Genomic DNA, 13,359 nt, shown 5'->3' on the forward strand with positions numbered 1-13,359 from the left:
GGTGACCAGTTGTGATTTGCAATCAGTATTCAAACTGATTGCATTTTGCAACTAGTATTTTTAGAGGCAAGCCGATCTGTGGAATGCGCAGGGACCTCAAGCCGCCACGCGCTTCGGCATCACCGCAAACGGGCTGAGCCCAAGCCAGATCTGCATCTTGCCGGCGACGTCGAGATCGCCGGTCAGGCTGATCTTGTCGCGTTCCTTGTGAACTGTCGTCAGCCCATCCAGATCGAGGTCATGGTGCACAGATCGGTCGAGACGTAGAGATCGACGTCGAAGCCCGGATCGTACCAGCAAAGATCGACCTCGCCCTGCTTTTCGACGATCAGCCACCACGATCGTTTTGACGCCGGCAGGTCATGGTACAGGAATTGTATCACGGTGCGCCCGTCCGGCAGCGGACTGGGGTTCAGATTGCGCCGCATGTCCCACATCAGCAGCGACGGATCGAGGTTTTTGAGCGACAGCCTGGCCTCGACCCACTTCTGGCCCCAAAACCCCATCGCCTCGACAACCGGGCGCAAATCCCGGCCCGCCTCGGTCAGCCGGTATTCGAACACGCCCTTCTCGGTCGCGATCTCGGTCCGCTCGACGATGCCTCCCGCTTCGAGATCCCTAAGCCGTTGCGACAGAAGGGTTGGCGACATTTTCGGCACGCCGCGGCGCAAATCGTTGAAGCGGGTCGATCCCGCCACCAGTTCGCGCAGCAGCACCATGGTCCAGCGTGTGCAGAGCAGCTCGGCGGCCATGGAGAGCGGGCAGAATTGCTTGTAACCGGCTTGTGTCATGTGGTGAGCTCCAAAAGATGTTGCCGGACCTTATTCAGAAAACCTGAGTTCAGCCAGTACAGAAGCTGTACTGGCACCCCCGGTACAGTTCTGTGACTGGAGCGGTCCGGCGCCGCCATGCGAGGCAGCGGTCACGTCACCGGGCAGTCCGGTGCCGATCCATGAGGAGTTGGACAATGACCGCTTACGTGATCGCAGACATCAAGGTGAAGGACGACAAATGGGTGCCGGCCTATGCCGCTTCGGTGCATGACCTCGTCCACAAGCATGGCGGCAAGTATCTCGCCCGCAGCGGCAATGTGAAGACGCTGGAGGGCAAGCCGCTCGACACCAGCCTGATCGCCATCATGGCGTTTCCGTCGGCAAAGGCAGCCGAAGCCTTCACCAACGATCCGCAATACGCTCCGTTTGTGGCGGAGCGCCGGAAGGGCAGCGACAGCCGCTTCCAGCTGATCGACGATACCGATCTCGCCGGAACGATTCCTTATTTGCCAAAGGCGTGAGGAAAAGCCGGAACCCGGAGCATCCAGGTTCCGGCTAACCCTTCAGCATTTGCGCCACTTCCGGAGCGAAGTAAGTCAGGATGCCGTCGCAGCCGGCGCGCTTGAAGGCGAGCAGGCTCTCCAGCATTGCCTTTTCGCCGTCGATCCAGCCATTGGCGGCCGCCGCCTTGATCATCGAATATTCGCCTGACACCTGGTAGGCGAAGGTCGGCATCTGGAACTCGTCCTTCAGCCGGCGGATGATGTCGAGATAGGGCAGGCCGGGCTTGACCATCAGCATGTCGGCGCCCTCGGCGATATCCTGCTCGGCCTCGCGCACCGCTTCGTCGGAATTGGCGTGGTCGAGATAGTAGGTCTTCTTGTCGCCCTTGAGCAGGCCGGCGGTGCCGACCGCCTCGCGGTAGGGGCCGTAGAAGGCGGAGGCGAATTTCGTCGCATAGGACATGATCGCCACATCCGAAAAACCGTTGGCGTCGAGTGCGTCGCGGATGGCGCCGATGCGGCCGTCCATCATGTCGGACGGCGCGATGATGTCGGCGCCGGCCGCTGCCTGGATGACGGCCGCGGCGGTCACCTGTTCCACTGTCTCGTCATTGACGATGATGCCGTCGCGCAAGATGCCGTCATGGCCGTGCGAGGTGAACGGATCGAGCGCGGCATCGGTGATGATGCCGATCTCGGGCACTGCGTCCTTGATGGCGCGGGTGGCGCGGTTGATGATGTTTTCCGGGTCGAGGATGTGCGATCCCGTCTGGTCGCGCAGGCTGAGTTCAACATTGGGGAAGGTGGCGATCGCCGGAATGCCGAGCTTAGCGGCCCGCTCGGCCTCCTTGACGGCGAGGTCCAGCGACAGGCGGAAGACGCCGGGCATGGCGGCGATCGGCTCGCGCGTGTTCTTGCCGTCGATCACGAAGATCGGCCAGATCAGATCGTTCACCGTAAGCCGGTTTTCCTGCACCAGGCGGCGCGACCAGTCGGCCTTGCGCATGCGCCGCAAGCGGCGGCTGCCGGTGATCTCGTCGACGCTGCGTGCGCCGAGCTTTGCCGGCGCGAATTTGTTGCTCGTCGCGGGGGTGAATTTGTTCATCGCAAAAACTCCGGGTCGAGGCGGCTTTTACCACGAGGCCTTGCCGCTGACCAATGCGACACGATTGTGCCAGCCGATGACGCGGTGCTTACGGCTTTGGCGGCCACGCCAGTTCTGGGCCGGTTTTGAAGAACGACACATTGTTGGTGAAGGTGCTCTCCGGGGCGAGCCGGATCAGGCGCCCGTCCGGATGGCCGATGTCGGCGACATTGTCGATGAACCAGCGGTTCCAGGTCGCCTCCGGGCCGAGATATTTGTGCAGCAGCCGTTTGAAGCGGTTCGGCGCCATCGGCTCGATGGTGGCGGAGCCGCGCAGGCCGAGATGCAGCAGGATGCCGGCCTCATTGTCGAAATGGACGATCTCCACGGCGCAGCGCGGGTCACGTTCGAGGTGTTTGACAGCACTTGCCCCGGTCGAGCCGAGCAGCCAGATTGCAGCGTCCTCCCAGATGAACCACATCGGCGCGTTGCGCGGCGCGCCGTCAGGCGTCACGGTCGCCAGATTTGCCATCAGCGGGCGGCTGAGAACATCATCCGGGTCGAACTTTTTCGCATCTCCCAGCCATGGCTCGGCGCTGCGGTTTCAAGCGTCATGCGTTTGTCCCTGCATCAGAAGAAAGGCTGTTTCGCCCGGCAATTCTGCGCGCTTTTCTGCGGGGGGCAAAGCACGGTTGCGTTCCCTTGCGAAAATCCAAACCGCGCCCGCCGGTTGACGCACCCATGCGCCACCTTTAGCACTTCAGTCCCGCAGGCGCGGGGAGGGATTCTCTGACGATGGATTTTGGCGGCGGCGACGAGATCCGCTTCGAACGGTTGGGCAAGGCGGGCGTCGTCACGCTGACGCGGCCGCAGGCGCTCAATGCGCTGACACATCGCATGATCAAGGCGCTGGACAAGGCGCTCGACGCTTTTGAGCGCGATACCGGCGTCGATGTCGTCATCGTCAAGGCCGAGGGCAGGGCGTTTTGCGCCGGCGGCGACATCATGCACGTCTACGAGGCCCGCGCCGGAAAGCCGCCGGTCGAGTTCTTCGCCGACGAATACCGGCTCAACGCCCGCATCAACAGTTACAAAAAGCCCTATGTCGCGCTGATCGACGGGATCGTTATGGGCGGCGGCGTCGGCATCTCTTTCCACGGTTCGCAGCGTGTGCTGACCCAGAACGCCCAGTTCGCCATGCCCGAAGTCGGCATCGGTTTCTTCCCCGATGTCGGCGGCAGCCATCTTCTGCCCGACCTTGGCGGCAGCTTCGGCATGTATCTGGCGCTGACCGGCAACCGCATTCGCTATGGCGATGCGCTGTGGTCTGGCCTGGCCACCCACACCATCAAGGCCGCCGACCAGGCTGCCTTTCTCGATCGGCTCTGCGCCAATGGCGATCCGGAATCGGTGCTGCGCGGCTTTTTCGTGCCGGCCAGGCGGGAGACCGGCCAGCCGGTGCTGGAAGCCATTGCCCGGCATTTTTCCCAACCCTCGCTCGCCGAAATCCTCGAGAGCCTGGAGCGGGCGGCAGGCGCCGACGAGTTTGCCGCCAAGACGCTGGCCACCATCCGCACCCGCTCGCCGACCAGCCTCAATGTCGCGTGGCGCCAGATCAGCGCCGGGCTGACGCTGTCGATGGAAGCCTGCATGAAGATGGAGTTCCGCATCCTCAACCGCATGCTGGCCGGGCACGACTTCTATGAAGGCATCCGCGCCGTCCTCGTCGACAAGGGTTCGACGCCGCAATGGCGGCCGGCAAGCCTGGCCGAGGTTGACGCTGCTTCGGTGGACGCCTATTTCGCGCCGCTCGAACGGGAGCTCGAACTGTGAGCGAGGTCACGTCGCGGCGTATCGTGCTGCAGCCCTCGGGCGTCGAGATCATCTTCGCCTGGTTCCAGCGCGTCATAGCGGGCTACTGCCTGTTGTTCGGCATCCTGTACTGGATCCGGCTGATCGGCTTTTATCCCGGCCCGCTGTGGCGCTTCGACCTGATGCCGGTGCACTGGCAGGTCGTGGCGGTGATGCTGGCCGTGTTCTTCCCCTTCGCCGCCGCCGGCCTGTGGATGCTGGCGTCGTGGAGCCCGGTGATCTGGTTCATCTGTGCTGTCACCGAGACCATCATGTATGCCGGCTTCCCCGATCTGTACGGCCACCGGCCGCTGATCGTCTTCTCGCATGCCGCGGTCGCGCTGCTCTACATCGCCTTCCGCATCGTCATCTGGATGCGCAAGCGCCCCGCGCGCGCCTGAAACGCCGCCCCGCAGCCATTGGCTAAATCTTTAGGTTAATTATCCTTGCTCGGGTGACCGTTCGTTAAGCGTCTTGCGAAACCTATTACCGGTAAGCTCTTGTTAGCCCTAGCGTTTAAGTCGAATTTTATGAGTATTCGATAGTGTCGCAATCAAGGTGAAAAACAAAAAATCACCAGGGCGACAAACGAGAGGCAAAGACAATGATCAATTCGCGTCCGGCGGCGAAGACCGCCAACGTATCCGACGATCGCCGCGAGGCTATCCGTTCGCTTTACATGGAATCGCTGCAGCTGGTGGAGCGTCTGCATCGCCGTCTGCTTGACGTGATCAAGGACGAGTTCGACCGCAACGGCCGTTCCGACATCAATGCCATCCAGGCGCTGCTTCTGTTCAACATCGGCAACTCCGAGCTGACCGCCGGCGAGCTGCGCTCGCGTGGCTACTATCTCGGCTCGAACGTCTCCTACAATCTGAAGAAGCTGGTCGATCTCGGCTTCATCAACCACCAGCGCTCGCGCATCGACCGCCGTTCGGTCCGCGTCTCGCTGACGCCGAAGGGCAATGAAGTGGCCGAAGTCGTCGCCGGTCTCTATGAGCGCCATGTCGGCTCGATCGAACAGGTCGGCGGCATCAACAGCGAAGAGTTCAAGCAGATGAACCGCGCGCTGCAGCGCCTCGACCGCTTCTGGAACGACACCATCGCCTACCGGATGTAATCAGCGGGCCATTGAATAGCAGCTGCGCCGGAAGAAGCGCGGCCGGAGGAAAGTCTCAGCCAACAGGCCGGTGCCGAAAAGCACCGGCCTTTTCTTTTTCGAGCCGCCTGCGCTTCCAATTCGGCGCAAAGCCACGTTGCCGCCATATTCGCGGTGGAAGCGAGGGGTGTGGGTATGCGGCGGCGAAAGCTGTTCGCGCGCCTGTAAGGTCGCATCGCGGTCCGCTTTTGACGGCCAGGTGACGCAGGTCATGGTTGGCTAATTGTTAACAGTGCCAACTTTAGAGTGCGGGCGATATCGCCCAACATCGAGCACGTAGCCGAACGCTGCAACAGCCAAACGCTACAAGCCAAACACGACAAGAATGTCTGGAACGTCCATGAGAACCAGCCGCCGCTTTTTCCTTTCCGGAGCTTCCGCGCTCGCCGTTGCCATGGTTGCCAATGCCGCCAGCGCGCAGGATGTGATCGACGATATCCTGAAGTCTTCGAACCGTGGCAATTGGGACGACCAGTTCGATGCCCGCGCCTCGGAGGGCGGCAAGGTCGCCTCGACGCTGCCGATCTTCAGCCTGCAGACGGTCGCCTTCACCGAACAGGCGGTGGCGCAGTATCAGAACATCGTCGCCCAGGGCGGCTGGGGCGAGGTGCCGGCGACCAAGAAGCTGCAGCTTGGCGTCGACGATCCGGACGTGGTGCCGCTGCGCAAGCGGCTGATGGTTTCGGGCGACCTGGCGCAGAGCGCCGGCATTTCGACGTCGTTCGATTCCTACGTCGACGCCGCGGTCAAGCGCTTCCAGGCGCGCCATGGCCTGCCGGCCGACGGCGCCATGGGCAAATACACCTATGCCGCGATGAACGTTTCGGCGCAGATCCGCCTCGGTCAGCTGCAGACCAACCTGGAGCGCCTGCGCGAAAAGGCCGGCACGCTGGGCAGCCGTTATGTGCTGGTCGATATCCCGGCGGCACAGATCGAGGCGGTCGAGAACGATCGCGTCGTGCTGCGCCACACCGCAATCGTCGGCAAGATCGACCGCCAGACCCCGGTGGTCAATTCCAAGATCAACGAGATCATCGTCAATCCTTACTGGAACGCGCCGGTCTCGATCGTGCGCAAGGACATCATTCCGCTGATGCGGAAGAACCCCGACTATCTCAAGGACAGCCACATCCGGCTGTTTGCGCCTGATGGCAGCGAAGTCGATCCGATGACTGTCGACTGGTCGACGGATGATGCCGCAAAATACCGCTTCCGCCAGGATCCGGGTTCCGGCAACGCCATGGCCTCGGTGAAGATCAACTTCCCCAGCCCCGACGGCGTCTACATGCACGATACGCCGCAGCAAAGCCTGTTCGGCAAGATGATGCGCTTCGATTCCTCGGGCTGCGTGCGTGTCCAGAACGTGCGCGACCTCGTCACATGGATCCTGCGCGACACACCCGGCTGGGATCGCCAGCATTTCGAGGCGACCATCAAGACCGGCGAGAACACGCCGGTGCAGGTCGTCAACCCGGTTCCCGTCCACTTCCTCTATGTGTCGGCCTGGTCGACGGGTCCGGGCGTCGTGCAGTTCCGCGACGACGTCTACGCGCTCGATGGCGCCAGCGAACTGCAGATCACCTCTTCGCTCTAGGTGCCTGAATTGTTTATGAAAAGGCCGCCGTGAGGCGGCCTTTTCCGTTCGACATCCCAACAGAAGAAGACTGGTGGCCGCCAGCCATGCAGGCCATGAACACTGCCGGACGTTGGGCCGCAGGCCCATCTGGACGGACTAACGGCAATTGCGCATGGTCCTCAAAACAGCCGGAATCGCGCCATGCAGGTCGCAATCCTCATCCTCGCCGTGCTGGTCTTCGTCGCTCTTTCCGGCGCACTGGTGCGGTTGGTTCGGCTGCCGCTGCCGGTGCTGCAGATTGCCATCGGCGCCGCGCTCGCATGGCCGGTGAAGGGCATCCATGTCGAGATCGACCCCGAACTCTTCCTGCTGGTGTTCATCCCGCCGCTTTTGTTCGGCGATGCCTATGGAGCGCCCAAACGCGAGCTGATCGCGCTGCGCGGACCGATCCTCGATCTGGCCATCGGGCTGGTCTTCTTTACCATTGTCGGCTTCGGTTATGCCTTGCACTGGTTGGTGCCGAGCATCCCGCTGGTCGTCGCCTTCGCGCTCGCCGCCGTGCTGTCCCCGACCGACGCCGTGGCGGTGTCCTCGATCGTCGACAGAAGCCTGGTGCCGGCGCGGCTGATGCATATTCTGGAAGGCGAGGCGCTGCTCAACGACGCCTCAGGCCTGGTCATGTTCCGCTTCGCCGTCGCCGCCGCCGTGACCGGCAGCTTTTCCTTCGCCGATGCATCGCTGTCCTTCGTCTATGCCGTCGCCATCGGCATCCTGGCCGGCATCGCCGCGTTGTTCATCGCCGCCAGGCTGCTGCAGCTTCTGAATCGCATCGGCGGCGTTCCGGCCGAGGCGCAGGTTCTGGTCATGGTCCTGCTGCCCTTCATTGCCTATCTCGTCGCCGAACATCTGCATGCCTCAGGCATTCTGGCGGCGGTCACCGCCGGGCTTTTGACCGGCGGCTCCGGCGTCTTCCGCTTCCTCGGCGTCTCGGCGCGCATGCAGACGATCTCGCTGTGGACGACCTTGTCCTTCGTCTACAATGGCGCGCTGTTCATCGTGCTCGGCATGCAGCTTCCCGAAATCATTCGCCGCGTGCCGCCCGAACTGACCGGCCATTACCCGATCATCCAGCCGGTCGCGACGGTGATAGCGCTGACGCTGTGCCTGATCGCGCTGCGCTTCCTCTGGATCTGGGTCGGCGATATCGCGGCAGGCCTCAAGGCAAAATGGGGAAAGCGCAAGGCCGAGCCGTTTGGCATGCGTGTGCGGCTTGCCGGCTCGGTGGCGGGCGTGCGCGGCGCGATCACGCTGGCCGGCATCCTGTCGCTGCCGGTTGCCATGCCGGACGGCTCGTCTTTTCCGGCGCGCGACCTGGTGATCTTCCTCGCCGCCGGCGTCATCATCTGTTCGCTCGCCATCGCCAGCGTGGCGCTGCCGAAGATAGCGCACGGACTGGTCGAGCCGGGCGAGGATGGCAGCGCCATCGAGGAGCGTCTCGCCCGCATCGGCGCCGCCAAGGCGGCCATCGCCCGCATCGAAAGCATGGCGGGCGCCAGCGACGACGACCAGGGCGAGGTGCCCGGCGCCAGGCTTGCCGCCGCCGAAAACATCGTCGCCGGCTACCGGCGCCGCATCGCCACCTCGGACGAGGCCGACGACGCACGGGCGGAGGCCCGCGAAGCCGGGCGGCTGGAGCTCGAAATGCGGCTTGCCGGCATCGAGGCCGAGCGCATCGCCGTGCGCGACATGTTAAGCAGCGGCGCGATCAACGACCATACGGCGCGGGCGCTGTTTACCGAGATCACGCTCACCGAAGCCTTGCTGCAGGGGCGGCAGGAGCGGAAATAGCTGCTCCTGGACCGCCTTGGCGCAATCCGGCCAGCAAATTTCGCGCTGCAAACGTGGCGAGGCGAAAACAACTGTGTTAATGGCGCGGCAATGCATGTCGCCCGGAACCGTGCAGCGGTTTCGGGGCAACGATATGCATAGATAAATGCCCCGAACCGAAGGATTTCAGGCCATGGCAACTGCAGCGGCAGCGTCGAACAAGTTCGAATCCTTCTTCGAAACCACGCTGGAAGATGCCGATCCGGAGATCTTCGGCTCGATCCGCAACGAGCTTGGCCGCCAGCGTCACGAGATCGAGCTGATCGCCTCGGAAAACATCGTTTCGCGCGCCGTGCTCGAGGCGCAGGGCTCGATCATGACCAACAAATACGCCGAGGGTTATCCGGGCAAGCGCTATTATGGCGGCTGCCAGTTCGTCGACGTCGCCGAGGAACTCGCCATCGAGCGCGCCAAAAAGCTGTTCGGCTGCAACTTCGCCAACGTCCAGCCGAATTCCGGCAGCCAGATGAACCAGGCGGTCTTCCTGGCGCTCTTGCAGCCCGGCGATACCTTCATGGGCCTCGACCTGAACTCCGGCGGCCACCTGACGCACGGCTCGCCCGTCAACATGAGCGGCAAATGGTTCAAGGTCGTTTCCTACGGCGTGCGCAAGGACGACCATCTGCTCGACATGGACGCGATCGAAAAGACCGCGCATGAGACCAAGCCGAAGCTGATCCTGGCCGGCGGCACCGCCTATTCGCGCATCTGGGACTGGAAGCGCTTTCGCGAGATCGCCGATGCGGTCGGCGCCTATCTGATGGTCGACATGGCCCATATCGCCGGCCTGGTTGCCGGCGGCGTGCATCCGTCACCGCTGCCGCACGCCCATGTGGTCACCACGACCACGCACAAATCGCTGCGCGGCCCGCGCGGCGGCATGATCCTGTGCAATGACGAGGACATCGCCAAGAAGATGAACTCGGCGGTTTTCCCCGGCCTGCAGGGCGGGCCGCTAATGCATGTCATCGCCGCCAAGGCGGTCGCCTTCGGCGAGGCGCTGAAGCCGAGCTTCAAGCTCTATGCCGAGAGTGTCGCCGCCAACGCGAAGGCGCTGGCGTCGAGCCTCAAGGAAACCGGCCTCGACATCGTCTCCGGCGGCACCGACAACCATCTGATGCTGGTCGATCTCAGGCCCAAGAACGCCACCGGCAAGCGCGCCGAGGCAGCGCTCGGCCGCGCCAACATCACCTGCAACAAGAACGGCATCCCGTTCGATCCGGAAAAGCCTTTCGTCACCTCGGGCGTGCGTCTGGGCACGCCGGCCGGCACCACGCGCGGCTTCGGCCAGGCCGAGTTCCGCGAGATCGGCAAGCTGATCGCCGAAGTGCTGGACGGGCTGAAGGTCGCCAATTCCGACGAAGGCAATGCGGCTGTGGAAGCAGCCGTGAAGGCCAAGGTCGTGGCGCTGACCGATCGTTTCCCGCTCTATCCCTATCTCGGTTGACCACCAGCGGCGCTTCGTCTTTTATCCCGCGCTCTGCGCCGCTTGCTGTCCGGGCGGCGCGGCCTGTTGGAGATCTGACGATGCGCATGTTCCGTCCTGCCGTTCTGGCCTTCATCGGCTCGCTTGCCGCTTTCACCGCGTCAGGCGCGATAGCCCAGGAGCAGACGCAGCCGGGCACGGATATCCCGGCCACCAACACCTTTGGCAGGTGGACCACCATCATCGATGCGCTCGACACCGGCCAGGATTCGCACAAGACCTGTGCGGCCTCGACAGCCTTTGTCGACGGCAACGGCAATGCCGGCACGCTGACGCTTTCGATCTCGACTGGCGACGCCCTGCCGCCCGATGCCTATCCGGCGATCATGTTCACGATCGCCAACAAGGACCTGCCGACCGGCAAGAAGATCGCCGCGACCTTTGGCGACCCCGGCGTCAAGGTTTCCGCGACCGTCTATTCCAATGATGCCGCCCGCCCGAGCTGGACCGTCGACAACCAGGTCAAGACCAGTCTCGCTTTGTTGCGGGCCATGCGCCAGGTCATCTCGCTCGATGTGACGTTCGGCAAGCAGGCTGTCGCCAGCATCCCGATGGATGGCTTCACCAAGGCCTACCGCAACCTCGGAACGTCCTGCGGCTTCCCGACCAAGGACGTCGCCCCCTGACATCTGGCGCGGCTGGAAATTTTCCTCCCGCCTCGCTATCTCTGAGGGCGCGAGCGGCCGTTGCCGAACCTTTGCCGTCCCGGCAAAAACCTCTAAGCCTATCGTTCCGCCAGAACGCCAACCCGAAGGCTCTCCATGCGCTGTCCCTATTGCCAGTCCGAAGATACGCAGGTGAAGGATTCGCGCCCCGCCGAGGATGGCGCGGCGATCCGCCGGCGACGCGTCTGCCCCGATTGCGGTGGCCGCTTCACCACCTTCGAGCGCGTCCAGCTGCGCGATCTCGTTGTGGTCAAGAAGTCCGGCAGAAAGGTGCCGTTCGACCGCGACAAGCTCTTGCGTTCGGTGGAGATCGCGGTGCGCAAGCGCAATGTCGATCCCGAGCGCATCGACCGCGCCGTCACCGGCATCGTGCGCCAGCTCGAAAGCTCCGGCGAGACGGAAATCGCCTCGGGCGAGGTCGGCCGGCTCGTCATGGAAGCGCTGAAGTCGCTCGACGACGTCGCCTATGTCCGCTTCGCCTCTGTCTATCGCAATTTCCGTGAGGCCAAGGATTTTCACGATGTGCTGGGTGAGCTCAAAGGTGACGAACTCAAAGGCGACGAGCTGAAGAGCGAAGAGGACGCCGGCTGAGCATGGCAAGCCAAACGTCAGGGAAGGCCGATCAGCAGGCCCTCGATTGCCGCTTCATGGCCGCGGCGCTGAGGCTCTCGCGCAGAAATGCCGGCCGCACCTCGACCAACCCTTCGGTCGGCACCATCATCGTTCGCGACAATGGCGCCGGGCCGATGATCGTTGGCACCGGCGTCACCGCCGTCGGCGGTCGGCCGCATGCCGAGACCGAGGCGTTGGCTGAAGCCAGCGAGTTGGCGCGCGGCGCCACGGCCTATGTCACGCTGGAGCCCTGCGCCCACCATGGCCGCACCCCGCCTTGCGCCAACGCGCTGGTCAATGCCGGAGTGGCGCGGGTCGTCGGCGCCGCCAGCGATCCCGATCCGCGCGTCTCCGGCAAAGGCTATGCCATCCTGCGCGCCGCCGGCATCGTAGTGGTCGAAAAGGTGCTGGTCGAGGAAGCCGCCGAGCAGATGGCCGGCTATTTGATTCGATCCATGAAAAAGCGTCCGGAAGTGACTCTGAAGCTTGCGCTTTCCAGCGACGGCAAGATCGGCAGGCATGGCGCCGGCCAGGTCGCGATCACCGGCGATGTCGCCCGCCGCGAAGTCTATCTGATGCGCGCCGAAGCCGATGGCATCCTGGTCGGCATCGGCGCGGCGCTGGAGGATGATCCGGCGCTCACCGTGCGGCTGCCGGGGCTGGAGAACCGCTCGCCGGCGCGCATCGTGCTCGACCGCCAGATCAGGCTGCCCGAAGCCTCGAAGCTGGTCTCCGGCATCGACCGGGTGCCGCTCTATATCGCCGCGAGCCTGGAGGCCGACCCGCTGCGGCGGTCGGTGCTGGAGCGTGCCGGTGTGCGCTTCATCGGCACCGAAACCCATGAAGGCGGCATTGCCTTGCCGGAACTGCTCGAGGATCTCGGCGCGCTCGGCATGGCCAGCGTTCTGGTCGAAGGCGGCGCCAAGGTGGCCAGCGCCTTCCTCGCCGAGGGATTGGTCGACCGCATCGTGCTGTTCCAGGGACCGGAAGCGATCGGCGAGGGCGGCATTGCATCGCCCATCGACGCCAACCATATCCCGGCAGGCTTCCGCAAATTGCGCGAGATGCGCTTCGGGGAAGACAGCTATGCCGAATGGGTGAGAGATATCTGAAATGTTCACTGGAATTGTCACCGATATCGGCACTGTCGCGGCCATCAAGCCGCTGAGCGAAGGCGTCGGCCTGCGCATCGACACTGCCTATGATCCCGCGACCATCGCTATTGGCGCCTCGATTTCCTGCGGCGGCGTCTGCCTGACGGTGACGGCGCTGCCAGATGGCGGCTCGAACGCCCGCTGGTTCGAGGTCGAAGCCTGGGAAGAGGCACTGAGGCTGACCACGGCGTCGGGCTGGAAATCAGGCACCAAGGTCAATCTCGAGCGGGCACTGAAGATCGGCGACGAACTCGGCGGCCACATCGTGTCGGGCCATGTCGATGGCATGGCCGAAATCGTCGAGCGCAAGGACGAGGGCGATGCCGTGCGCTTCACGCTGGAGGCGCCGCGCGAACTGGCGAAATTCATCGCGCCCAAGGGTTCCGTCGCACTCGACGGCACCTCGCTCACCGTCAACAAGGTCGAAGGCGCCCGTTTCGACGTGCTTTTGATCCATCATTCGCTGACCGTGACCACCTGGGGCGAGCGCAAGGTCGGCGACAAGGTCAACCTGGAGATCGACACGATGGCCCGCTACGCCGCGCGCCTAGTCGAGGCGGCGAAAGAGGGGCTTTGATGGCCGCAAGACTCACAATCGAACAGAAAAAG

14 protein-coding genes and 1 pseudogene are annotated in these 13,359 nt (G+C 63.6%); 11 read left to right on the top strand and 4 right to left on the bottom strand.

The features are described from left to right. Positions 1 to 96: 96 nt before the first annotated feature. Positions 97 to 791 (bottom strand): annotated as a pseudogene (locus NKJ76_RS26735) (winged helix-turn-helix transcriptional regulator). A gap of 176 nt (positions 792 to 967) precedes the next feature. Here NKJ76_RS26735 and NKJ76_RS26740 point away from each other — a divergent pair. Then, a complete protein-coding gene (locus tag NKJ76_RS26740) occupies positions 968 to 1,294 on the top strand; it encodes a DUF1330 domain-containing protein (RefSeq protein WP_023673003.1) in 327 nt (108 codons plus the stop codon). A gap of 34 nt (positions 1,295 to 1,328) precedes the next feature. Here the strand turns inward: NKJ76_RS26740 and hemB are convergent, their stop codons facing one another. Then, positions 1,329 to 2,381: a porphobilinogen synthase gene (hemB, locus tag NKJ76_RS26745; protein ID WP_023673001.1), complete on the bottom strand. Its 1,053-nt coding sequence runs from the start codon at positions 2,379 to 2,381 to the stop codon at positions 1,329 to 1,331. A gap of 88 nt (positions 2,382 to 2,469) precedes the next feature. Then, positions 2,470 to 2,892: a pyridoxamine 5'-phosphate oxidase family protein gene (locus tag NKJ76_RS26750; RefSeq protein WP_023673000.1), complete on the bottom strand. Its 423-nt coding sequence runs from the start codon at positions 2,890 to 2,892 to the stop codon at positions 2,470 to 2,472. Positions 2,893 to 3,155: 263 nt separating this feature from the next. Between NKJ76_RS26750 and NKJ76_RS26755 the strand changes: the two genes are divergently transcribed. The 3 genes from NKJ76_RS26755 to ldtR all read left to right on the top strand — a co-directional run bounded on the left by NKJ76_RS26755 (position 3,156) and on the right by ldtR (position 5,331). After that, complete coding sequence (locus tag NKJ76_RS26755) at positions 3,156 to 4,193, top strand: enoyl-CoA hydratase/isomerase family protein (RefSeq protein ID WP_352538766.1); 1,038 nt, start codon at positions 3,156 to 3,158, stop codon at positions 4,191 to 4,193. Further along, positions 4,190 to 4,612, top strand: a complete 423-nt coding sequence (locus tag NKJ76_RS26760; protein ID WP_352538767.1) for a DUF6163 family protein — start codon at positions 4,190 to 4,192, stop codon at positions 4,610 to 4,612. Before NKJ76_RS26755 ends, NKJ76_RS26760 begins: the two co-directional genes overlap by 4 nt. 203 nt (positions 4,613 to 4,815) lie before the next feature. Then, a complete protein-coding gene (ldtR, locus tag NKJ76_RS26765; RefSeq protein ID WP_023672997.1) occupies positions 4,816 to 5,331 on the top strand; it encodes a transcriptional regulator LdtR in 516 nt (171 codons plus the stop codon). Here ldtR and NKJ76_RS26770 read toward each other — a convergent pair whose 3' ends face one another. Beyond that, positions 5,332 to 5,583: a hypothetical protein gene (locus NKJ76_RS26770; protein ID WP_023672996.1), complete on the bottom strand. Its 252-nt coding sequence runs from the start codon at positions 5,581 to 5,583 to the stop codon at positions 5,332 to 5,334. A 127-nt stretch (positions 5,584 to 5,710) separates the two neighbouring features. Between NKJ76_RS26770 and NKJ76_RS26775 the strand changes: the two genes are divergently transcribed. The 7 genes from NKJ76_RS26775 (at position 5,711) to NKJ76_RS26805 (ending at position 13,327) form a co-directional block, all read left to right on the top strand. After that, on the top strand, positions 5,711 to 6,964 hold the full coding sequence (locus tag NKJ76_RS26775) for a L,D-transpeptidase family protein (protein ID WP_023682396.1): 1,254 nt from the start codon (positions 5,711 to 5,713) through the stop codon (positions 6,962 to 6,964). Between the two features lie 183 nt (positions 6,965 to 7,147). Next, on the top strand, positions 7,148 to 8,794 hold the full coding sequence (locus NKJ76_RS26780) for a Na+/H+ antiporter (protein ID WP_352538768.1): 1,647 nt from the start codon (positions 7,148 to 7,150) through the stop codon (positions 8,792 to 8,794). Between the two features lie 172 nt (positions 8,795 to 8,966). Continuing rightward, a complete protein-coding gene (gene glyA, locus NKJ76_RS26785) occupies positions 8,967 to 10,280 on the top strand; it encodes a serine hydroxymethyltransferase (RefSeq protein ID WP_023669349.1) in 1,314 nt (437 codons plus the stop codon). Between the two features lie 80 nt (positions 10,281 to 10,360). Further along, positions 10,361 to 10,945 (top strand): invasion associated locus B family protein, encoded by a 585-nt coding sequence (locus NKJ76_RS26790; RefSeq protein WP_352538769.1) that lies wholly within the window; start codon positions 10,361 to 10,363, stop codon positions 10,943 to 10,945. 135 nt (positions 10,946 to 11,080) lie between these two features. Beyond that, positions 11,081 to 11,575 (top strand): transcriptional regulator NrdR, encoded by a 495-nt coding sequence (gene nrdR, locus NKJ76_RS26795; RefSeq protein ID WP_023669351.1) that lies wholly within the window; start codon positions 11,081 to 11,083, stop codon positions 11,573 to 11,575. 2 nt (positions 11,576 to 11,577) lie between these two features. After that, positions 11,578 to 12,708, top strand: a complete 1,131-nt coding sequence (ribD, locus tag NKJ76_RS26800; RefSeq protein ID WP_352538770.1) for a bifunctional diaminohydroxyphosphoribosylaminopyrimidine deaminase/5-amino-6-(5-phosphoribosylamino)uracil reductase RibD — start codon at positions 11,578 to 11,580, stop codon at positions 12,706 to 12,708. A gap of 1 nt (position 12,709) precedes the next feature. Further along, complete coding sequence (locus NKJ76_RS26805; protein ID WP_027049600.1) at positions 12,710 to 13,327, top strand: riboflavin synthase; 618 nt, start codon at positions 12,710 to 12,712, stop codon at positions 13,325 to 13,327. The last annotated feature ends 32 nt before the right edge of the window (positions 13,328 to 13,359 follow it).

The sequence above is a fragment of the Mesorhizobium sp. M0029 genome (genome assembly GCF_040323735.1).
Classification (GTDB): Bacteria; Pseudomonadota; Alphaproteobacteria; order Rhizobiales; family Rhizobiaceae; genus Mesorhizobium.

Excerpts from the sequence above, each read along its gene's own strand:
- NKJ76_RS26750 (WP_023673000.1), bottom strand. The coding sequence starts at position 2,892 with ATGGCAAATCTGGCGACCGTGACGCCTGACGGCGCGCCGCGCAACGCG.
- NKJ76_RS26780 (WP_352538768.1), top strand. The coding sequence starts at position 7,148 with ATGCAGGTCGCAATCCTCATCCTCGCCGTGCTGGTCTTCGTCGCTCTT.
- NKJ76_RS26770 (WP_023672996.1), bottom strand. The coding sequence starts at position 5,583 with ATGACCTGCGTCACCTGGCCGTCAAAAGCGGACCGCGATGCGACCTTA.
- hemB (WP_023673001.1), bottom strand. The coding sequence starts at position 2,381 with ATGAACAAATTCACCCCCGCGACGAGCAACAAATTCGCGCCGGCAAAG.
- NKJ76_RS26755 (WP_352538766.1), top strand. The coding sequence starts at position 3,156 with ATGGATTTTGGCGGCGGCGACGAGATCCGCTTCGAACGGTTGGGCAAG.
- NKJ76_RS26775 (WP_023682396.1), top strand. The coding sequence starts at position 5,711 with ATGAGAACCAGCCGCCGCTTTTTCCTTTCCGGAGCTTCCGCGCTCGCC.
- glyA (WP_023669349.1), top strand. The coding sequence starts at position 8,967 with ATGGCAACTGCAGCGGCAGCGTCGAACAAGTTCGAATCCTTCTTCGAA.
- NKJ76_RS26740 (WP_023673003.1), top strand. The coding sequence starts at position 968 with ATGACCGCTTACGTGATCGCAGACATCAAGGTGAAGGACGACAAATGG.
- ribD (WP_352538770.1), top strand. The coding sequence starts at position 11,578 with ATGGCAAGCCAAACGTCAGGGAAGGCCGATCAGCAGGCCCTCGATTGC.
- nrdR (WP_023669351.1), top strand. The coding sequence starts at position 11,081 with ATGCGCTGTCCCTATTGCCAGTCCGAAGATACGCAGGTGAAGGATTCG.
- NKJ76_RS26805 (WP_027049600.1), top strand. The coding sequence starts at position 12,710 with ATGTTCACTGGAATTGTCACCGATATCGGCACTGTCGCGGCCATCAAG.
- ldtR (WP_023672997.1), top strand. The coding sequence starts at position 4,816 with ATGATCAATTCGCGTCCGGCGGCGAAGACCGCCAACGTATCCGACGAT.
- NKJ76_RS26790 (WP_352538769.1), top strand. The coding sequence starts at position 10,361 with ATGCGCATGTTCCGTCCTGCCGTTCTGGCCTTCATCGGCTCGCTTGCC.